Annotated in this window: 13 protein-coding genes; 6 read left to right on the forward strand and 7 right to left on the reverse strand. The window is 51.9% G+C overall.

Annotated elements, in window-relative coordinates:
• The 7 genes from M0P74_16590 to M0P74_16620 all read right to left on the reverse strand — a co-directional run.
• Positions 1 to 4,333: LEPR-XLL domain-containing protein (locus M0P74_16590; GenBank protein ID MCK9365205.1), on the reverse strand; the 4,333-nt coding region annotated here is incomplete at its 3' end.
• Positions 4,334 to 4,519: 186 nt separating this feature from the next.
• On the reverse strand, positions 4,520 to 4,753 hold the full coding sequence (locus M0P74_16595; protein ID MCK9365206.1) for a hypothetical protein: 234 nt from the start codon (positions 4,751 to 4,753) through the stop codon (positions 4,520 to 4,522).
• A gap of 47 nt (positions 4,754 to 4,800) precedes the next feature.
• Positions 4,801 to 6,792: a hypothetical protein gene (locus tag M0P74_16600; protein ID MCK9365207.1), complete on the reverse strand. Its 1,992-nt coding sequence runs from the start codon at positions 6,790 to 6,792 to the stop codon at positions 4,801 to 4,803.
• The gene (locus tag M0P74_16605; GenBank protein MCK9365208.1) at positions 6,792 to 8,948 is read right to left on the reverse strand and encodes a hypothetical protein; all 2,157 of its coding nucleotides are present in this window, start codon (positions 8,946 to 8,948) and stop codon (positions 6,792 to 6,794) included. The genes M0P74_16600 and M0P74_16605 overlap by 1 nt, the downstream gene beginning before the upstream one ends.
• 1 nt (position 8,949) lies before the next feature.
• Positions 8,950 to 10,797, reverse strand: coding sequence for an efflux RND transporter periplasmic adaptor subunit (locus M0P74_16610; GenBank protein MCK9365209.1), 1,848 nt, complete (start codon positions 10,795 to 10,797; stop codon positions 8,950 to 8,952).
• An 81-nt stretch (positions 10,798 to 10,878) separates the two neighbouring features.
• Entirely contained in the window at positions 10,879 to 11,766 is an 888-nt protein-coding gene (locus tag M0P74_16615) for an efflux RND transporter periplasmic adaptor subunit (protein MCK9365210.1), read from the reverse strand.
• On the reverse strand, positions 11,763 to 13,421 hold the full coding sequence (locus tag M0P74_16620; protein MCK9365211.1) for a TolC family protein: 1,659 nt from the start codon (positions 13,419 to 13,421) through the stop codon (positions 11,763 to 11,765). The genes M0P74_16615 and M0P74_16620 overlap by 4 nt, the downstream gene beginning before the upstream one ends.
• 399 nt (positions 13,422 to 13,820) lie before the next feature.
• On the opposite strand from M0P74_16620, the gene M0P74_16625 reads away from it, so the two are divergent.
• The 6 genes from M0P74_16625 (at position 13,821) to M0P74_16650 (ending at position 21,717) form a co-directional block, all read left to right on the forward strand.
• A complete protein-coding gene (locus tag M0P74_16625; protein ID MCK9365212.1) occupies positions 13,821 to 15,314 on the forward strand; it encodes an ATP-binding protein in 1,494 nt (497 codons plus the stop codon).
• Positions 15,315 to 15,376: 62 nt separating this feature from the next.
• Positions 15,377 to 16,765, forward strand: coding sequence for a sigma-54 dependent transcriptional regulator (locus M0P74_16630; GenBank protein MCK9365213.1), 1,389 nt, complete (start codon positions 15,377 to 15,379; stop codon positions 16,763 to 16,765).
• 136 nt (positions 16,766 to 16,901) lie between these two features.
• Complete coding sequence (locus M0P74_16635) at positions 16,902 to 18,218, forward strand: S41 family peptidase (GenBank protein ID MCK9365214.1); 1,317 nt, start codon at positions 16,902 to 16,904, stop codon at positions 18,216 to 18,218.
• 1 nt (position 18,219) lies between these two features.
• A complete protein-coding gene (locus tag M0P74_16640; GenBank protein MCK9365215.1) occupies positions 18,220 to 19,071 on the forward strand; it encodes a divergent polysaccharide deacetylase family protein in 852 nt (283 codons plus the stop codon).
• A 20-nt stretch (positions 19,072 to 19,091) separates the two neighbouring features.
• Positions 19,092 to 20,783: a tetratricopeptide repeat protein gene (locus tag M0P74_16645; GenBank protein ID MCK9365216.1), complete on the forward strand. Its 1,692-nt coding sequence runs from the start codon at positions 19,092 to 19,094 to the stop codon at positions 20,781 to 20,783.
• A gap of 178 nt (positions 20,784 to 20,961) precedes the next feature.
• Positions 20,962 to 21,717 (forward strand): DUF4292 domain-containing protein, encoded by a 756-nt coding sequence (locus M0P74_16650; protein MCK9365217.1) that lies wholly within the window; start codon positions 20,962 to 20,964, stop codon positions 21,715 to 21,717.
• Positions 21,718 to 21,904 lie beyond the last annotated feature (187 nt).

The raw sequence follows: 21,904 nt of genomic DNA on the forward strand, positions 1-21,904 counted from the left end.
AGGATGCCGCCAGTCCGGAACCCACCGCAACCAGGTCGCTACCTGACTTCTGGAAGGCGATCGAGCCGCCCGTGATCGTCACGAAGTTCGTCACGCTCGCATTAAGTCCCGTCAGCTCGAAGGATACGGTGCTCGCCGCAATGTTTGCCGCAAAATGGTAATTCGCCGATCCAACCGAAATGTCGTCCGTCGTCGCCGTAATGGTCGTCCCGTCAGTGGTGTACTGAATTTTGATAGTAGCGGCATCCAATGACGCAAACCCGTCCAACGCCGCCGACAACGTGCCGCCCGAAAGCTCGAAGGCCGTCAAAGCACCGCTCGACCGCAGGCCGAAGTTCGCACCTGCCAGCTGCACATACGCAGTCCCCGCCGAGAGCTTCGCCGTCAGATTGCTCCCCGCCGCGATCAGATTGCTACCACTCTTACTGAAACCTACTGTTCCTGAGAGCGTGACAAACTGATTGACTTCCGCGGCAAAGGTACCGCTGGCGTTAAGCTGTACTCCATCTGCGCCTGCAAAATTGATCGTCACCCCAGAAATGATAACCGGAGTGTTTAAAAAATCGATCACCTTGCCATTGGATTCTGTATTCAGCGAAAGATTGACGTTCGACACAGAGGCTGTAAGGTCAGGGACATTCTTAAGCTCGGCGCTGCTAAGTGTTCCCTTGGCAGAATACCAGGTGTCACCGGTTCCGCTGTTGGATAAGATTGCCAGGGCAAAATTGGACACAACGGCTTGGAATCCTACGGCATCTGCATCAAAGGTATCATCAGTAAAAACATTTGCAGTGCCATTGTCATCCAGGATATAGGGTCCATTATGAGTTCCAAAAAAGACGAGGCCGCCTGTAACACCGATTTCAAATGAATCTACAGACAGATTCGTTGTAACACCGTCGTTCAAATTAACTATTTCTGTTTTTTTGGTAAAGCTAAAATCACCCGCCAAGGTCACGAAACTTGCTAATTGAACCTCCAAGGTTCCGATCCCATCGTCAAGATTGCCAGTAACAAAGCCAAGATTATTAAAGATAAACGTATCCTTGGCACTGCCACCGGTCAGGTTCTGAACACCGCTGAAGGTAACGGCAGTCAAACCATTTGGTGTCAGCGTGCCGGCATTGATCCCGCTCAAATTCCACGTGTTGCTTAGGTCGGGAGCAAGCAAGGTAATGTATGCACTGTTATTGCCGATAATGCTTGTAATCCCGGTCCATCCGGTAGTGGTATTGTCATCACCGGAAGCCGATCCTGACACTTTCACCTTGCCGTCTGCAAGAACGGTAAGAATGATTGTCTGGCCGTTGTTCGACGTATCTGAAAGGTCCAGAGTCGTTGAAGTGTGAGACGCCGCTGTTACCGGAAATGCGCTGACGTGGTTGTCAACCGGAAATTCACCAGCGGTTAAAAGTACCCGCTGGCTTGCGAATAGCGCCTCATCCATGACCGCCAGTTGGGCATCATGATCAAATCCGATGACATGGCCAATTTCATGAAGCAGGACGGTGAGGAGGTCGATTCGATCTGCGGCTGCGCTACCGACCGCAGCTGTCAGGTGGTTGGCATCGGTTCGCTCAAATTCATTGTTGTCGGTCGGGGTGCCATCGACGAACCAACCGTAACCGGCCGCATTGCTATCTACATATACGGAATAATCGCGTGCTTCACCCAAGGTACCATCTGGTAAATTTGAAATATGAGCTGTTATGTTATTGAGACGGCCAAGCTGTTCTGAGGAAAGCGGTAAGGCCGACCAGCGTTTGATGGCCTCATTCAGGAGAGTGTTCAACTCCGCGTCAGTAAGGTTGTTTTCAACCTCTGCTGTCACGGCGGAACCGCTGACCACCAGTTTTTTGGATTCGCCCGCTGTGAAAAATATTTCATTATTCAGGCATTGGTCCTGTGTGATCTGTAAGGTGACCCCAGAGCCCGAAGGATCAGAGACGTCTTCGCTGGTTACATATATAATAAGGATAGGGTGGGAGGAATTTTCAGAGGAAACCGGAAGCGTCAGGGAAAACGTTCCGGAAGTTCGGGTGTCAAATCCGTTGTCTGCAAGCGCGTCCAAACGGAAATCAGATAAGGAGCCGAGCGACAAAACCGGCGGATCATGACCGTGGGCGACAATCTCGGTACGGGCGTCAAAAGCAAAACGGCCCTCGGATACCGTCATGCCGGAATCGGCAAGTCCCTCAACCGTCAAACCCAGACCATTGATTTCCTGATTTACCCTGATCGTGACAGATGCTTCCCGCTTGGTCAACGATACCGCATCGGAAGAAACGGACGCAAAAAGATCGAGCCTCGCCTCGGCAGCCACTGTAACGATCACGTCGGAAGAAAGAGAAACCCCGGCGTCCCGAAACTGATCAGAAAACAGGGCCTCTATATCGACGGCAACATCAGACTGTGCGACTGCGTCAAAGAAGAAGTCGAAACGCAAATCGTCCTGCTCTGGAGAATACTCGCCGTTCAGGATCAACGGTTCTGCGGAGGGCTGTTCCGCAGAGCGGCTGACAGTGCCTCTCTTGCCGGCCATCCGGAGATATTCCAGAAGACCATTCAAGCTCGGAAAAGTTCCGAAGCGGGATTTGGTCTCCGAACGTATCTCGTCGAAACGGGGAAGATACGGGAGCCCGAGCAGAGCCTGAAAAGTCGGCAGATAGTCGTTGATCTGAAACCCGGGATTGAGGAGAGACCATATTTCGGGCAGGTACAGCGAGACATCCCAGTCGGCTTTCAGGGAGAGGTTGAAAGAATTCTCCAAAAGATTTTTCAGGGCCAACCGGTGGGAGCCGATATTGATGTCAAAGTTCGCCGTGTCAATCCCGGGCAATTCCCCGATCGCTGATGCATTTTCGTCAATGCTGAAATTGAAAACATCCAGCAGGGTGAAATAGTCAAGAGCCGGGTCATAGAGTTTAGTAAAGGGGGATGACGCTGAATCATGATCAGCGGAAAATATTTTGTTCAGGGAATTGCCAAGGAAGGGTTCTGCTACAGCTTGCGACGAAGAATCGACAAGCCGCTCGCCAATACCGTCGATCCCCTTCAGCAGATCGAGAATGGAATTTCTCAGAGAGCTGATATTGAAACTTAAGGAAACCTCCGGCGCGGTCCCGGAAAAAATGTCTTCGCTTTTTACATTAAGGAAGGCAACTACACCTGCCGAATTATCGAAACGCTGACTCGGCGCCAGATGAAGATCGGCAACGAAGACGCCCGACGTTGTCAGATGAAGCAGATCGCCTATTGTCTCAGGGGCAATGCCCTGCAAATCAGTAAGGGTTATCCTCTTATTGCCAGCAATGAAATCATCAAAATTCACGTCCAGCTTGAGGTTCAAATCAATCTTGCCGGAGACGACCCGCAAAGTGGCCTGTCCAGCGTCGGCTCCGGCCTCATCCTGGAGAAATACCTTATCGATCGATAAATCGGCTGTCAGCTTGCGAACTTCCGCAAAAAACACAGCCGATCCGTCTTTTTGCTCAATTCCAAAAGTAAAATCAAATTTTATTGACGCTGTGTAAGCGGCTGTTTCCCCTTCAGAAAACTGAAATCGCACCTGTTCGGCAAGGCCGTCGGCGTTTAAACGAACCTCACCGTTCAGCGCCGCTTCCAGATCGACGTTGACGCCTATTTCATCAATACTGTTGTAATATCCAACATTTAACCAATTAATACGACCAACGGCGCCGGTCTGATCAGCGCCCCCTTCCAAGATCGCAACGAGACCTTCCAGCGTAGGCGGATCGGTTGCATCCGAGAAGTAATCATACACCGCTTTAAAAAGCCGTGTATCCAGAATCTCTTTGGGCCGGAGCAACTGCCCCATGGTTGCCCCATTGGTTAAGGGGATTGGCGTTCCGAAGGCGTCAAAATCCTCCAGAACCCCTGTCAGATTCGACAGCCCTTCAAGTCCTATTGCGATAGCCGACTGTTCCGTTTCCGTGATCAAACGCTCGGAAGGGGCAGCATCTTCAGCCGCCTTAATATCCCCGGATGTAGCCGCCAACGAATCAGCTTCAACTTCCATGGACAGGGGCTGCTGCTCGTAATCGAGTTCTACTGCATCTATGCCCGCAAATATATCAGTCTGATTGGGGGATAATTCGTATTGGAGCGATTGCTGGTAAACCGGATTAGGGGCGCCAACCTCACTTGGAGCGGGAACCTCTTCCAGATTGGGAATGGCGCCGACCTCACCGCAGGGATTCAACTCGTCCGGCAAACTCGCGTACGCCATCGCGGCGGCAGATTCACCGGACAAGAGAACCCTCGGTTCGAGGGTTTCCATCTCAAATTGGTTTGGAGGCTGCGACTTCTTCACCCTTCCACCACTCTCGCCAAAGGCCCTGAATCCTCCGGGAACAAATCATCGTTCCCCACCTGGTAAAATGCAAACAAAATACGCTACTATCAGCCTAACAACGGAGCCAATTGCAAAACTCCCAACGCTGTCATTCCCGCGACGCTTCTGGGCGGGAAAACGAAGTTTAATGTTCATAATCTGGTTCTAACTACTTGAAAAACCATATTCCCGATAGAGACATTCGGGAATGACAAATGGTTTTGCAATTGCCTCAAATGGTTTTGCAATTGCCTCAAATGGTTTTGCAATTGCCTCAAATGGTTTTGAACTCCGCATCAGGAAAAGAACTTTCAACGACCCTGCTTCAGCAGCATGATACTGCCACAGAGAATCTGTAAATTTCGAGCTGTAAGTAACAAGCAAAATATCCTTTGTCAAGGAAAACCTGCTCAAAGATGTGAACTACCTCACACCTGAAAGAAATCTTATACCTCGGCACTGGGCCCGCTGAAGGAAAGTGCCTCCTCTAACCAGGTATCCATTTTCAGCACATCCCGACGCTGCCGATAGGCGAGTCGCTGGGCGGTTCTCTGAGCCTGAAAAAGCGCCGTTTTTGCTAATATATTTGCTCCGGGAGCGCCTCCATTAAGTGCATTTGTCAGTCGCTTCCTCAAAAAAGCCGGGACAAATCGCCTAATCAGTTCGTCTTCCACGCTCATAAACGCCTGAGCGGAACCGGGGTCGCCCTGCCTTGCGCAACGCCCGAAAAGCTGCCGGTCAATGCGCCCCGACTCATGACGTTCCGTAGCGATCACATGCAGTCCTCCCAGTTCCGCCACACCAAAACCCAACTTGATATCCGTGCCCCGACCTGCCATGTTCGTGGAGATCGTGATCCGGTTTTTCTCCCCGGCGGCGGCGACGATCTGGGCTTCCTCCTTGTGCCGGACGGCGTTAAGCAGATTAAATTCAAGGCCTTTTGCGGAAAGCATTGCGGCCAGTCTTTCACTGGCAGTAACGCTCCTGGTACCCACCAGCACCGGCCGGCCGGTGAGCCGTCTATTTTCGATATCCAGTACAACAGCTTCAAACTTTTCCGTTTCGGACGAAAAAATCCGGTCAGGAATGATTTGTCTGATGCAGGGGCGGTTGGTGGGAATGGTCATGACTGGCAGCCGATAGATGTGCCAGAATTCGCCGGTTGCTTCCCGAGCCGTCCCGGTCATGCCGCTGAGTTTTCGGAAAAAGCGGAAGAATCTCTGAAAACTTAATCTGGCAAGCGTCTCGCTCGGATCGTTAACCGTCAGACCTTCCTTGGCCTCTATCGCCTGATGCAGACCGTGCCTCCATGTCCGGTTCGGCATCAGCCGCCCGGTAAATTCATCGACAATGGCAACCTTGCCGTCCTGAATGACATATTGCTGATCCAGCTTGTAAAATTCCCTGGCCGTCAACGCCTGCTTGACAAGTTCCTCACGACGAGCAGGACCGCGCCACATTCCCTGCAACAGCCGGGCCTGCTCCTCCACCTTCCGAGTTCCCTCCTTGGTCAGGTTGATGTCCTTGTATTTATGATCAACAAGGTAATCCGCTCCAACCATCAGCGAACCGACGATGCCATGGGTGATCTCACAGGCTTCCACCAGTGAAGAGTTTTTCTGCGCCCGGGAGATGATCAATGGCGTCACCGCCTCGTCAATCAGGACGCTGTCGGCCTCATCCACAATGGCCGTATCCAGCCCCCGCAAAACAATGCTGTCTATGCTTTTGGACTGCGGATTGAGAAGCTGGCGGAGCTGCCGGCGCGAAGAATCATGAAGGGCGCCGATAATCAATCTGTCCCTCAGAAAATCCGCGACCAGTTCTTTAAGCGTCGTGTAAACAACCCCTTTGTCGTAATTCAAGCGGCGCTCCCGCGGCTCCATCTGCCCAGTCACGCATCCCACCGATACCCCGCAAAAAGAGTAGAACGGGTTCATTTCGACGGCATCGCGATTCGCCAGATAATCATTGACCGTCACAAAATGGAACGGCCGCCCCGTCCATGCAGCCAGAACCGAAGGCAGGCAGGCGGTGAGGCTTTTCCCCTCGCCGGTCGCCATCTCGGCAAGATATCCGCGATAAAGCGCCAAAGCTCCCATGATTTGAACAGGATACGGCAAAAGCCCCGTCGTGCGGCTTGACGCTTCCACCATATTCGCCAGGGCTTCCGGCAAAAGAGCCTCATGATCCTTGGCCTGACGCCGGAACTGAGTCTGGATGTCCAACAGCCGTTCCCGCAACCTGTGATCCGAAATATGCACAAGCCCCCGGGCCATTTCACTAATCTTATCCGCTTCCTCCTGCAGGGAACGGGCTACGGAGGGTCGGCGCCGACGCCAGCCGGCAAAGCCGTGAACGAGGGCGTCCATGCCCTTGTAAAGCTTTTCAGGAATCACGATACGGGTGCGGTGGTAATCCTGAGCCGGAATTGTCATTAAATTTGATACCTCTTTTGCAGCATTTGCCTGAACTTATGAGCCCACTGGATAAGGAGCGGCTGCGGATTCAGCGTAAGACGGAGCTTTCCCGACATACCGTGCAGCAGCAACGCTTCCGGGGGAGGTTTTATATCCGCGTTAATCTGGAAAAAGGGCTCCGCCGCCTGCACGCCTTTTTCATCCTTCGTGGAAATCGGCACCTCGCCGCCCCCCCGCCATCCCAAGGCTGCCGACGGCAATTTTTCCTGCCGATACGGAATGATCTGGAATTTCAAGACGTCAAGATTTTTTCCACCCTGCCCGGAGATGCGGACCTCGGCATTGTTTATTTTGCCGGTAAAAAGCTCAGTCGCCTCGTCTTGAGAAACAATGGCGGAAAATCGAAAGGCGCTCTCATTGACAATCTTCCCGATCACCGAACCCCTATTCAGCCACGCCCCAATCAGATCCTTCATGTCCGGCGCCACCCATATACCCGACTCCCTGGCCCGAACTATCAGAAAAGCCCGCTGCGCTTCCAGGTCTTTGACCTTCGCTTCGATCGCCTCCAGACGCTTGCCAATTGGCTGCAGATCCGCAGTCTCCATGCGCAGCGCCCGAAGCTGCATCGCCAGCGTCTCCTTCCGCTGCGCGAGGGTGGCCTCGATCTCCAATTCGAGTTCCCGATCAGCAAGTTCCACAAGCGGGGTTCCCGGGCTTACCTGGATGCCCGATGGGGCCAGCACCCTTTTCACATAACCGGGGGCGTCGTTGACAACCTGGACGTACTGCATAGTTTCCATGACGCCCGGGGCGCGAAAGCGGTTGGGAAAGGGGAAAAGGGCCAGAAATAACGCCAGGATGGTCAAAAAACCGAGGCAGACGGCAACGGCCCGCATCCTCGTTCTGGCAAGACGGGGATTGGAAGCCAGATAGACAAACAATTTAAAAACCGGAACCAGACCCCATGTGACAACGCCGATCAGCGCCATGACGAAGCCGGCAAGCAGAAACTTGTCTGCCACGAAAAAGATGATGCCCGTGAATACCACTACCCGGTAGATGCCGCTCAGTATCCCGAATGTAGTTAAATATACAGTTTCTTTGGGACTCTGCGCCGGGCTGAATGAATCCTTGTATCCGAATGCATAGTGTTCAACCAGGTGCCGCAGGTGTTTCATTGCCCGGGAGCTGAGATTGGGGATGTCGAGCAAATCGGAAAGGATGTAGTAGCCGTCAAAACGCAAAAGCGGGTTTCCATTGAACAGAACCGTTGAAACAGAGGCGACAAACATAATGTTGTAGGCAAGGCTGCTTAGAGTTCCCTGAGCTGAATAGGCCCAAACAAAAGTGGCCAGCGCGGCGACAAAAATCTCCATGATCATGCCGGCGGCGCCGACAAAGGCGCGCTGCCAGCGGTTGCGAAAGGACCAGCTCGAGGTGGCGTCCATGTAAGGGAGCGGTGTAAAAACCAGCAGCATGACGCCCATGGTATGCACCTCGCCTCCGAAGCGCCGGCACACCAGGGCATGCCCAAACTCATGAATGGTTTTCACCGCCACCAGACCAATGTACAAAAGAAAGAGATTATCCGGGGCGAGTATCCCCTGGGCCTGATCCCATACCGCGTCAAACCTGTCCAGCGTCACCTTTATTGCCCCAGCCACCACCGCCACCCATAACGCCGCCCCGAGCGGAGAAATAAGGTATCTGAAGATCGGCATCATTCTTTTCAGAAGGTTGTCCGGATCGAAGAGGGGCAGCCGCATAAACAGGATGCTCATCAGTTTTGACTGCAACTCCCGCTGTTGCCTTTTGCGGTACCGCTCAAAAAGTTTGGCGCTGTCCGCGGGTTTTTCAAAGTGGAGAAGATTGGCAAAATAAAGCTGCGTCAAAAGCTGAATCACATCCTCCTGACCGGGGGCGTCGTCGGGATTTCTATTCAGGCACTCATCCCAAACCTCCGCTACCGTGCGATCAGGACGAAGGCGCACAACAAAATCGTGGGCCTCGGGCCGCAGTCGAAAAAACTGATTGTTGAACGGATCGCTGAACATGTACCACATTTCCCCACGGAAACGCCGTTTGCTCACCTTTACCGAAGGGTGCAGACTCACTTTGAGATCGGCAACGCGATACCATGATTCACTGAATGTTTTTCCCGCCTTTTGCATTTTACCACCAGAAAAAGATACGCAGAAAATCGATCGTGCGATGGGCAAATATCCACAGGATATTGCGCTTTCCCACATTGATTTTCGCCACGCCGCTCATGCCGGGCCGCCACCATGAGCTGCTTGTTTCCGGCAAAAGAGCGCGGACAAGGTAAACATTTTTCCCCTCTTCGGTAACCGCCACGGGATCAATGCGCTCCACCTTAACGGTAAATTTCAAATCCGGCCTGCCGACAAACGCTATTTCCCCGGAGCCGTTCGCAGTAATCTCATGAACGTCCCGTTCGTCAACCTTCAGTTCCGCGTACATTTTTTCGATCCTGGCCACCTTGAAGAGGACATCCCCCTTCTTGACAGGCGCCCCGAGCAGCTCTTTCAAGTCGCCTTCCACCACTATTCCGGCGAAAGGCGCCGTTACCTCCGCGTGCTGCAAATGATAATGAACCAGTTTGAGTCTTGCCTGGGCCTGTTCTTCCAGAGCCTGCGCAACTCTCATATCCGCCAGCGCTTTTTGCGCGGAGGCCTTTGCCGCCTCTCTTTCGTAGCGGTTCTGGTTCGCCAGGGCTGTTGATTCCTCGAGGAGAAGTTCCCGGGTGTCCAGCGACAAAAGCAGATCGCTCTTCTTGACCTTATCGCCGATTTTCACATGCACCTTGTGAATATATCCGTCAAAGGGCGCAGGCAGATACGCGACATCGTCCGTTTTCAGGATAAAGGGCGCCTCCACGCGGTAGTTCAACCGTCCGAAAATCAGCACGGCCAAAGCAACGGCGATTAAAAGACCCAGCACTTTTGCAAAGGTATGCTCGACGCCCAGAAGTTTTGCCAGCGCTTCCCGAACCGACGAAACAATTCTCGCCCCAAACCACCGGTCATGCCGCTTCAGATCTTCGAGCCGGCGCGCCGCCTGATCACATAAAACCCGCAACCCTCGCACTTCCTCCTCGGGAAATGGCTCGGTGGAACGCTCACAGGTCAACACCCCTACCGGCTTGTCGTCAAGTCTGATGGGAAGCGACACAATGCATTGCGATCCCTGTTCCCGTGAGTATTTCTCATGGTCCCGGGTTACAGCCAAACTTCCCTCCGGTCGCGGCCACAGGACCTCTTCATCCTGGTCGAAGGTCTCTTCCATCGCCGTTTCCAGGGACTGAACCACAACCATCTTCTTTTCGAATCGCTCCATGTGGCTGATCGCCTGCATGCGGATATAGGCTCCCGTCAGCCATCCGAGGCTGACGCGATCGCAGCGATAGCGGGAGGCAATCTCGTTGCAGAAGGTCATGGCCGCAGCCACATACCTTTTTTCGGCGTTCAGCAGCACCATCAGATCCAGCGCTTCGGCGAATTTTACCACATCGTTTTTGGCCCGGTTTACGACATTACCGAGCTGGTAAACCGAGGGAGTGTCAGCAATCAACGACAGACGGGTGATTGCCTCATCGGAGGTTATCCCGGCGTTATGTTCAAGGAGAAAGACCGTAACGCTGGCCCGACTGTCATCGGTCGCAAGACGGACTCCCACAATGACCCCATCGGTCTTCGCGCCCCCGGGCGTACCCTTTTCTTCCGTTGCAAATCCATCTATACTGGCGGCTTCGGCAACCTTATCCATCCTTTTATTGATATCGGCCTTAGCTGCGCCCAGTCCCCCGGTGGGCCAGACGGCAAGCCTCCTCCAGGAATCGCCGCTCTCCGCCCGCAGCATCAGCAAGCCAAGCCTTGCTCCCACGAGATGTGCTGATTCTTCCAGAAAGGCCGGCCAAAATTCAGCGGGCGGACCGCTGAAACGCCTCATCCGCGCAATCCGCTCCGCAGTGGCGCCTTTATCTTCGTTCACGTTTTCCATAAGCTCTGCCCATCAAATTTTGTAGTCGCCAAACCAAACAGGCGCCGAGTCGCACCTGCTCTTTTGCCCATTGCCGCGCGGCTATCGCCCCCTTATCAGCAGGGAGCCGGCCACCCCAGGGCGCACCGTTCCGTCCTGATTTTCAAACTCCGCCTTTACCTCGAGCAGCCCACTTGCCGGATCAACCACCGGGGAAACAAAAACGAGCTTCCCTTTCACCGCGATGTTTTTTGTACCGGCATTAATTTTAAGATCCACGGACTGGCCCTTTCTCAGACTACGGCCAACCCATTCCTCCACATTACAGACGAAAAGTCCGCGGCTGGTGTCAACTATATGTGCAAGCGGCTGATTCTCCTGAAACCCCTCGCCTTCATCGAGAAAAAGCTTGATAACTGTCCCCTGAATCGGCGAGATCAGGCTGCGTTTGCGCAGGGTCTCCCGCGCCATCTCATACTCGATCCGCTCGCGCTCTTCCTGGGTAACAAGCCTTTTGTGTTCCGCAACGGCAAGCTCATAATCAAGCTGCATCTTTTCCAGTTCCTCCTTGCTGACCGAAGCAGTGCTCCTGAATAATTCGCGATTGGATTCGAGGAGCCACTTCAGGGTGGCCACCCGTGCTGCAGCGGCCTCGAGTTCAGACTTGCCCTCCCAAATCAGCTTGCGCCGCTCCGCTTCAAGTTCATCGAGCTTCTTGTCCATTTCCAGGATAACGGCGCCCTTGGACACAACTGCCCCCTCTTTGACAAAAATGGCGGCAATCGTTCCCCCGGTTGTCGCGCTCAAGGTCACATCCATGATAGGTTCCGTTATTCCCGATAACGAAAGCGTCTCTGCGGCCTGAACCACTGCGGCGGCCAACGGAGAAAAGAATAGAACACACACAATATTGAACAGAAAAAAAACCTTTGCAATCAAGCTAAATGTTTTTTTCGCGACTTCCTGCTGCATCATCGGATAATTAATCATTTTACCCCTGCCTCCATCACATCGACCCCCTGATTGACCAGCAGCGAACCCTCCGCCAGCTCGAGCTGATACAGCGATTTCATATATCTAACAAGGCCTTCCACTTCACCTTCTCTTGCATTGTTGAGAGTTTCTTCCCTTTCCAGCAGAGTCCGGCTGTTGCTCTTGCCGGCGGTAAACCGCTGAGATTCCGTTTTCAGCAGTCGCCTGTTTATTTCCACGGCGCCGGCCTGCTGCAGAACCTGTTCCCTGGCATTTTCCATATTGCGGAGGGCAGTATCCACGGCATTCGTCAGGGAAACCTCGACCGCCTTAAGTTCCAGCAGGGCCTGCCGCTTGCGCTGCTTTGTCGCTTCCAATTCACTGGCCGCTTTTTTACTGCCGCCCAGAGGGACTCGCATTTCCAGCCCCAGCGACCAGGTCGGATGCTCACGCTCCAGCGCATCATCCATGGGATGCCCAAATTTATCGGTCAGCCCGTTGAGGTTATAACTGCCCTTCAAGTCTATCTGCGGCCATAACTGGTTTTTGGCGAAGGCCAGCCGGATATCCTCCCTCTCGATCTTTTTTCTGCTGGACAGATACTCTCCGCGGAGCGCCAAAGCCTTGGCCAGACTATCGGCAAAATCCTTTTTCACTTCTTCGACATGCGGCTCTTCAGACGGTTCAATTTCGACGTTGTTCGCAGACACAGAGGAGGAAAGATACGTGCGGACACTGTTCAGGGCGGAAACAATCGCCTGCTTTGCCTCACTGACAAGAGCCTTGCGCATGGCAAGCGCTGCCTGGGCTTCCAGCACCTCGGTTTCGGACATCCTGCCTGTTTTCATCCGGGCAATATTGTCGCGCAGGACTTCTTCAGCGGTATGCTCGGATTCCCGTCGCACCCGATACTTCTGGCGCGCCAGATAAAGATCCCAGTAGCCGGCAATGGCTTCCGCCATAACGCGCATCGTCTGCACACGGTAGTTCTGGAAGGCGATGTCCCGATCAGCCTCCGCCATGCGGATTGCCGCCATTGTCGGCTTGAAGCCTCCATCCTTGAGGAGGGGCTGAATCAGGCTTACCCCTACAACAGTTTGTTTTTCCTTATCTACTCCGTATTTATCGTTAACACTGCTCGAAAAATCCCGCTGTGAAAAGCCTAACCGCACCTTTCCTCCGGTCGGCAAAAGCTCTTCAATGGCCAGTTGCTGGCTGAAGCTATCCTCCCAGAACTCCGGCGCAAAACCCTGGTTGATCATTTCCTGCACCGTATTTTTCCGGTTGTCGTCCTGATACTGATAGGAACCCACCAGGGCCGGTTCAAAAATGGCTTTGGCCCCTTTCACCGCTTGGCGGCTAACAGCCCATTCGGCATGCTGATAGGCGATCTGTTCGTTTTTATCCCGGACGCTCCGCACGAAATCCCTCAGGCTCATTGCTAAAACACCCGAAGCGGGCGCCCTCTCTGCTTTCTCCACGGCAGCCTGTTTTTTCCCATCGTCAGATACTTTTTCCGGAGCTACCTCGGCAAGCAATTCAGAAACGCCCAAGCTGGTCATTCCCCAGCCAAACAACAGCACAAGACAAATAATTACCCTAAGTACAGACTTCATGATTTTCTCCCTGCCCTTTCCGGCCTGAAGGGGTTGCCGGAATACCTCTCTGTTCATAAGCTACTCCCTGGTTTTTCCCCTGTAAATTTAATAAAGTTCTGCGAAAAAGCTCACGATCCCCTAATGCTTGCCATGATTGGCGCCTTGCCGGGCAAGGTCAATAAATCAGTCCTCGAGCAATCGCATAAGGTTACAACATACATCTCTGGAGCTATACAATAATATAATATTCGAAAGAAAAATTGCCCAATCGGAAGTTTCCCCAGATCGCAGGGATTGGAAACCTTTTTTGATGAGCATACCTCCCTGTAACGGGGCTTTTATAAAAGAAACTTTCGGAAATGTCAATGCCGAAGGACGTTTTAAAAGCAGATTCAGGATGTTTTCCCTGTCGCGCGCCTTGACTATTTACTGCTGATTACGCTATGCTTTGAAATATAATAAGGAAGGAAGCCTATGGAATTATTTATGCTGATAGCGGTAGCGATTACCGTATCGGCCACGCTAATGATCAGTAAAAAAAGGGAGCCCCTGCATATCTCCTTCGCCGCTCTTTGTCTGACAATCGCCATCCACGAAGGGGGCGTCTTTTCCGGCGCAATTTTTCACTCCCGCATCCATCTTCTTGTTGAACTGATTGGATTATTGGCAATCCCCCCCCTTACGATAAGCTTCAGCCGCGATTTCTGCAAAGGGCAGACACTGCTGAAGAAGAGGGATATCCGCACGACGGCGCTCGTGAGCATCCTTTTTGCCATTCTTGTTTTTATCCCCGCCCTTGAATGGAAAAATACCCTCCTGTTTGCGTATATTTATGCGGATGTTGTCTTACTTACCTGTTATTTTTCTCTTATCCACTATGCAAGAAAAAAGGCCTCCGGAAATGAAAAAAAACGTCTTTTTTACCTGATTCTCGTCGGCACAGCGGCAATCGTCTCCGCCAGCATCCCCCCCCTTTTCAGCATCATCGTCTCCGGCATGCTTTACTTTATCCTTATAATGATCACCCACCCGCACCTCACTGAACTGCACGATTTAATGACGCGCGCCCTGGTTATTATTATCGGCGCCCTTTTCACGACCATTTTCTTCTACCTTGTAATCGGCTTCTTTGGCAAAGGCCCCAACCTCTCTTTTACCCTTGTGTTTATGGTCTCTTTCCTGATTATCATCGCCATCGGTCCCTTCCAGGTTATCCTGAAGCGGATGTTGACAAGCTTCTACCCGGACATCAAGGATGTCTTCACCTCGCCGTTTGATCTCGATGAAAAGCTCGAACGGGAAAAATCTCTGCTATTGGAGCAGATGGCGCCGGTCTTTGCTCATGAAATCCGCAATCCTCTCGGCTCAATAAAAGGGGCTGCCCAGTATCTCCTGACCGAGGTTGAGCAGGAAGATCAGCGCAAACTGCTGGAGGTAATCACCGAGGAAGCAAACCGCTTGAACCGGGTCGTTTCCCAATTTCTCGATTACGCCCGCCCCTATCAACTTGACCTGCAACCCGGCTCAATCAACACCGTCATCGAAAAGACGATGACCCTGCTTGAGGCAGACATAATCTCCGAACATGTCCATATCCAGATGGAGCTGCATCCCCATCTGCCGCCTGTTCCCATGGATCATGAGCAGATTCATCAGGTTATTATGAATATCGCCCTCAACGCGATAGAGGCGATGCCGGAGGGTGGAACGTTCACTGTCAGAACAATGCAGATAAAGGGGGGGGCGGGAGATGCGGTCGGCATTTCAATGAGGGATACCGGTCAGGGTATGCCGCGCGAGACAATCAGGCAGATATTCACACCCTTTTTTACTACCAAGGAGCGGGGGACCGGTTTGGGGTTGGCCGTCTGCCGGCGCATAATAATGAATCACGGAGGGAAAATCCGCGTCAAATCAATAGTGGGGAAAGGAACAATCTTCTACATTCGTCTCGAAACGGTCCATTAGCGGGGAAATGAAGGTTAAAAACTATCGGCGCATGCAGTCAACTAAGGAGGATTCAATAAATCGTGATTAAGCCAGCAAAAATTCTCGTCGTTGATGACGAACTTAATATGAGGCTTGTCCTCGCGGCCATGCTGAAGAAAGAAGGCTATGAGGTCTTCACGGCGGCCAATAGCCAGGAAGCCCTGAAAATCTTGAAAGAAAAACAGGTCTCCGTCGTCGCGACCGATCTGAAGATGCCCGGTCTCGACGGCATGGGACTCCTCCAGAAGATTCTGCAATACGACAATGCCATGCCAGTCATCATTCTGACCGCCTACGGCACCGTGTCCAGCGCCGTCGATGCCCTGAAAAAGGGCGCCTTCGACTATATCACCAAACCCTTTGAGCAGGATGAACTCAAAACGATAATCCTCAAGGCGGTCAAGACCAGGCAGCTCGACGACCGCTGCCTCCCACCGCCGGAGGGGGATGTCGATCAGTACCGCATCATCGGCACAAGCAGCCGCATGTCTGAAATACTCAGAATCGTCCAAAAGGTTTCCCCAACCGAAACCACCGTGTTGATAACCGGGGAAACCGGAACCGGCAAAGAGCTGATAGCCCGAGCAATTCACACAAACAGTTCCCGCAGCAAACAGCCTTTTATAAAAATAAACTGTGCCGCAATCGCCCAGAATCTGGTGGAAAGCGAGCTCTTCGGTTACGAAAAAGGGGCGTTCACCGGCGCCGTTACCACCAAACCGGGCAGATTTGAACTGGCCCACAAGGGCACTCTTTTTCTGGATGAGGTCGGGGAAATACCACGCGAGGTACAGGCAAAGCTGTTGCAGGCCATCCAGGATCAGAGCTTCGAACGGGTAGGCGGCTTGAAAACAATCGCGGTGGATGTGCGCCTGATTACGGCCACAAACAAAAATCTCCCGGAAGAGATAAAGGAGGGACGTTTCCGGGAGGATTTGTACTACCGTCTCAACGTCTTCCCCATTCATCTTCCCCCGCTCCGGGAGCGACCAGATGATATCCTGCCGCTGGCAGAGCACTTTCTCAAAAAATCCAATCTGAAGCTGGGGAAAAAAGTGCGTGAGCTCTCCTCCGAGGTTAGCGCTTCCCTGCTTGCCTACAGTTGGCCGGGGAACATACGAGAGCTGGAACACCTTGTGGAAAGGCTGGTATTGATGGCGGATGGTTCTGTAATCACGGCAGAAGTACTTCCACCGGATATCTTTAAAATTAATCCAGCGCAAGGATTTAATCCTTCCACGGCTCCGGATGAAACCCCGCATGACGCACTGAAAAGTCACATGGAGGAAATGGAAAAACAAATTATTACCCGCTGCCTTGAAGAATGCGACGGGAACGTAACGAGGACGTCCCAAAAACTTGGTTTGAGCCGCAAGGGTCTGCAGCTCAAGATGATCAAACATAATCTGAGAAAGGGCGGTATGGATTGATGCCGTCCCACCCACACTATTGGGATGAATCGCGCTCATTTCAATCATCCCTAAATAATAATGGCATTTTTTATATAAAAGATGATATCGTTCCGATCGTTTGTTTTAACGTTATTTCCCTACGGAGGATGTACAGATGAACACCATTTTCAGCAAAAAGACTTCATTTTTAATCGTAATCATGCTCATGCTGCTGCTGGGCCCCTATGGCGACCGACAGGTTTCAGCGATCGACCGCAGCACCTATAAAAGCCTGAAAACCTTTAACGAGGTTTTGGACATGGTTGAAAAGAACTATGTGGAACCGGTATCTGCCGACAAACTCCTCCAGGGCGCCATCAATGGAATGATCAAATCCCTCGATCCGCACAGCAGTTTTATGACCGAGGATATGTACAAGGAGCTCGAAGTTGAGACACGCGGCAGTTTCGGAGGAGTTGGCATTGAAATCACGCTGGTCAAGGATGTCCTCACCGTTGTCTCCCCGATCGAAGACACCCCCGCCTACAAAGCAGGGGTCAAGGCAGGCGACCAGATCATCAAAATCAATGGAGATTCGACAAAAGACATCACAATCATGGAGGCCGTCAAGAAGCTCCGGGGCCTCAAGGGAACAAAGGTGACAATCACGATCATGCGCGAAGGGCTGGCAAAATCGCTCGATATCGAGATAACCAGAAACATCATTGTGGTTAAAAGCATAAAATCAAAAATTTATAATGGAAATATCGGATACATCCGAATCGCCTCGTTTCAGGAACATACCGGAGACGATCTGCTGAAAACGATTAAGGAAATAAAGGCGAAGACCAAGCCTTTAGCGGGAATCGTCATTGATATGAGAAATAATCCGGGAGGATTGCTCAACCAGTCCATTGAGGTCTCGGACGCCTTTCTCAAGAAAGGAATCATCGTTTCGACAAGGGGCCGTTCGAAAAAGATGGAAAGCAAGGCGATAGCAAAAGACAGCGGCGACGAGCCTACCTGCCCAATCGTCGTTATAGTGAACGAAGGAACGGCGAGCGCCGCCGAGATCGTCTCCGGCGCCCTGCAGGATAACAAACGGGCGGTCGTTCTGGGAACGCAAACCTTCGGCAAGGGTTCCGTCCAGACGGTAATCCCTCTTGAAGGGGGCTCCGCGCTGAAGCTGACAACGGCGAAATACTACACCCCCAACGGCCGTTCCATCCAGGCGGAGGGCATCACCCCGGACATCGTGGTTAAACTGATTGCCAAAACGGAAGAAAAAAAAGATGAGAAAGAACCCGTGGAAAATCATTCATTCCGGGAAAAGGATTTAAAGGGACATATAAAGTCGCCCAATGAAAAAACTGAAAAAGACGCCAAAAGCGAGGGGGAAAAGAAGGTAGAAGACACTCTTGACAACGACAACCAGCTTAAGAGCGCTATAGATATCCTGAAAGGCTTGATCATTTTGTCTGACAAAAAATAGGATGAAACGTTTTCCCGTTTTAACCGTAATTATCGCGGCAGCGCTTATTGCCGCAGCTTTTCTTTTCCTTGAACGGTTTAAAATCACGGAGAAACCTGAACCGCGGGAAGAAGGCAGGAAGGAGTCCACCGCCCCCCAAAAACGTATTTCTCCTGTACCGCCTGAAAAAAAGCCGTACAGGCAGGTCGCGATAATAATCGACGATATCGGTTTTGATCTGCGGGCATTAAAGAAGCTGGCCGAAATTCCGGCGCCGATAGCCTTTGCTGTTCTTCCTCACACCCCCCATGCCGCAGAAGCTGCGGAATTTTTGCATAAGGGAAAGAGGGAAATCCTCCTGCATTTGCCGATGGAACCCCTTTCCTACCCCAAGCAATCTCCCGGGGCAGGCGCTCTGCTGGCAGACATGAACGAAGCGCAAATTCTCCGGCAGCTTAGCGAAAATTTTGCTGCCGTTCCTCATGCATCAGGGGTCAACAACCACATGGGGTCGCGGTTTATGGAGGATGCTTTGCGACTGAAAACGGTTATGGAGGAACTGAAAAAACGGGGTTTGTATTTTGTGGACAGCAGGACATCGCCCCACTCCCAGGGAAGGGAAGCGGCCGCTGAAGCCGGCATCCGTTTCGCCGCCAGGGACATTTTTATTGACCATGAAAACGGCTACGAGTCAACGCTTGAAACCCTGCGCCAAGCAGCCGCCCGGAAAACAAAAGACGATGGGAAACCCCTGCTTTTGATTGGGCACCCCCACGCCGATACGATCAGGGCAATAGAGGATGTCCTGCCCCTATGGGAAAAAGAGGGCATTCAGATTGTTGAGTTAAGCCGTTGCCTTGGCAATCTAAAATAAAACATAAGGATGTTTCTGTCATGAAAAGAATTTTTCACGCAATTTTTTTATTAATGTTTCTGTTTATAGCAGCCTCTTCCCCCGCAGAGGCAAAAGACGCATCAGCGCCGCCGGCCCCGGAGATTTCAACCGGGGGCGCAGGGTTTCACTACAGCCTCAGTGTACTCTACACCTTAAGCGATAAGCCGGAAGAGGCCATCCGGGAACTTGAAGAAACGCTTCGGCTCGATCCCTCCGCCGTTTGGCTGACGAAAGACATAGCGTCTTTATACATGGCAAAAGGGGATGCAGACAAGGCGATCAGGTTATGTTTGAAGGCGCTCAAAGACCATCCCGACGATGTCGACACCCGCATGCTGCTCGGCAGCCTCTTTATGAGCAGCGGAAAATATGAAGCAGCCGCGGGTGAATACAAAAGGGTAGTCGAACTCAACCCCAAAAACGCCAGCGCACTTTTCTATCTCGGATTAAATCTCGCGGAAATAAAAAAATTTGCTGAGGCGGAAACATCCTTCAGGAAACTCCTCAAGGTGGAACCTGAAAACTTCATGGGTAATTTTTATCTGGCGAAGGTCCTGGCGGAAATGAAGCGTTATGACGAGGCAGAAAGCGAATTTAAAAAAGTTCTCGCTCTAAACCCGAAATCCGAGTCGATTATGATCGATTTGGCCATGCTTTATGAAAAACAGGGGAAGATGCTTCCGGCAATCGAGATTTACAGAAAAATCGTTGATCTTTCCCCCCATAACGTCCGAGTTCTGCTCAAGTTAGGACATCTCTACCTCCAGCAGGAGCGTTATGATGATGCCCAAAGCGCCTTTACGACCATCTTGAAGTTTGACCCGGCAAACAGGGAGGCGCAAACGGCCCTGGGCCTGCTTGCGCTTGAGCAGGGGAATCATGAACAGGCTATCGCAAAATTCCTGCCGCTGCTGAAGGAATCGCCTGCGGACAGCAGTCTTCTGTACCTGCTGGGCGCCGCCTATGGGGAGTCCGGGGATTATGGCAAGGCAATCGAAACAATGCAAAAAATCCCACCCTCTTCGGGACAGTTTGTCGAAACCCGAATTCGTCTTGCCGCAATCCTTAAAAAACAGGGGAAAACTCAAACGGCCATTGCTTCACTTAAGGATGCAATCAACAGCAAGAAAGATGCCCCCGGCTTGTACGCCTTTCTCGCCTCGGTGTACGGCGATGAGCAAAAATATTCAGAGGCGGAGGCTATTCTCCGGGAGGGGCTGGAAGCCAACCCTGCAAGTATCGAACTTTATTTCAACCTCGGGGTTCTTTTTGAAAAAACAAACCGTTTCGAAGAAAGCATAAAGGCCATGCGAAAAGTGCTTGAGTTTGACCCAGACCATCCGGAAGCGCTGAACTTCATCGGCTATATGTATGCGGACAGGGGATTAAATCTGGACGAAGCAGAGCAAATGATCCGCAGGGCCATCGTTTTAAGGCCGCAAAACGGCTACATGATTGATTCGCTGGGATGGGTGCTGTTTCGAAAAAATCAATTTGACGAGGCGATACGCTATCTCAAGGAAGCCGCCTCGCTGCTGCCTGAAGACGCCGCTATTTTTGAACACCTGGGGGACGTCTATTTACAGAGCGGAGCGACTCAGGAAGCCGCTGAAACATATAAAAAGGCTCTCCAGCTAAACCCCGGCAATGAAAAGCTGAAGCAGAAAGCGGCAGATCTGAAAAGCAAATAACCAGGCAGGCGATTCTCCAAAAAACCCCTATGCCCGTGGGGCACAACGAAGCATGAAAATCCCCCCTTGCCCCCCTTTGGCAAAGGGGGGATGGGGGGATTTTCATATAAACATTGATCGTAAAAAGATGGCCAGACAACATTATACAAAAAACATACCGATAAAACGTGCCTTAATTTTGCTTATTATCACAGGGGTTGCCCTTTCCGGCTGCGCCGTTCGCCAACAAATAGTGAACTATCCGACGGCGTACGACTCTCCGGAGGCCGCTTTACGAGCGGCAGGAACCGATATTGAGGCAGGCGCGATAACGGCGACGGCAAAAATAGAAATAAGCGACGAGGGGAAAAGATACCCTCTGAAGGCCGCCCTGATGATTAGAAGGCCCGCTTCTCTTAGGCTGGAATCCATTCCCATGATCGGGCCTCCCGATTTCTTCATCTCCCTGACGGCGGGCGAAATGAGGATATTTATGCCGGCAAAGGGTTCTTTCTACACAGGCGCTGCCACCCCCCATAATATATCGAAATTCCTCCATATTTATGTAAGTGCGACGGAACTTGTCTCGCTGCTTCTGGGCCTTCCTCCGGATAACGAAGCAAAAGAAGAAAACATGGCGGGCCGTCAGGAAGAAAACCTCTACCGAATCGATCAAGAAAAAAATGATAATGGGCAACTGTCCATCTGGATTGATCCGGCAATAAACAGAATAGTGAAAACGGCTCTCGCAAAAAACGGAGTCAAAATCTACGAGGCTGTTTTTGAGAAGCATCTGCGGACAGGGGGATATTATTTACCGCAACACATTACGATCACGGGGCAAACAACTTCTGCGCTGAAAATAACATATACAGAAATCCAGCAGCTCGCCGATCCTGATGCATCATTCACGCTGCCCATTCCTACGGGAATTACGCCAATCCCTCTCGATTAACCGACAATCCTGCGGCGATTGATTGTTTTACCCCCATCTGTCATTGCGAGCAAATCAAACGGGTCTGCGACAAAAATGTGGGTATCATATACTTGCAGAAACTTATTCCCCCTTTGGAAAAGGGGGGCAGGGGGGATTCATAATAAAAGCAAGGTGATATTTATTCTCCATCAAATCTCCCCCAACC

It is taken from the genome of Syntrophales bacterium (assembly GCA_023229765.1).
GTDB lineage: Bacteria > Desulfobacterota > Syntrophia > Syntrophales > UBA5619 > DYTH01.

Bases quoted from the DNA above. Each gene is read 5' to 3' on its own strand.
- M0P74_16600 (MCK9365207.1), bottom strand. From the start codon at position 6,792: ATGACAATTCCGGCTCAGGATTACCACCGCACCCGTATCGTGATTCCT.
- M0P74_16605 (MCK9365208.1), bottom strand. From the start codon at position 8,948: ATGCAAAAGGCGGGAAAAACATTCAGTGAATCATGGTATCGCGTTGCC.
- M0P74_16610 (MCK9365209.1), bottom strand. From the start codon at position 10,797: ATGGAAAACGTGAACGAAGATAAAGGCGCCACTGCGGAGCGGATTGCG.
- M0P74_16615 (MCK9365210.1), bottom strand. From the start codon at position 11,766: ATGATTAATTATCCGATGATGCAGCAGGAAGTCGCGAAAAAAACATTT.
- M0P74_16620 (MCK9365211.1), bottom strand. From the start codon at position 13,421: ATGAACAGAGAGGTATTCCGGCAACCCCTTCAGGCCGGAAAGGGCAGG.
- M0P74_16625 (MCK9365212.1), top strand. From the start codon at position 13,821: ATGGAATTATTTATGCTGATAGCGGTAGCGATTACCGTATCGGCCACG.
- M0P74_16635 (MCK9365214.1), top strand. From the start codon at position 16,902: ATGAACACCATTTTCAGCAAAAAGACTTCATTTTTAATCGTAATCATG.
- M0P74_16640 (MCK9365215.1), top strand. From the start codon at position 18,220: ATGAAACGTTTTCCCGTTTTAACCGTAATTATCGCGGCAGCGCTTATT.
- M0P74_16645 (MCK9365216.1), top strand. From the start codon at position 19,092: ATGAAAAGAATTTTTCACGCAATTTTTTTATTAATGTTTCTGTTTATA.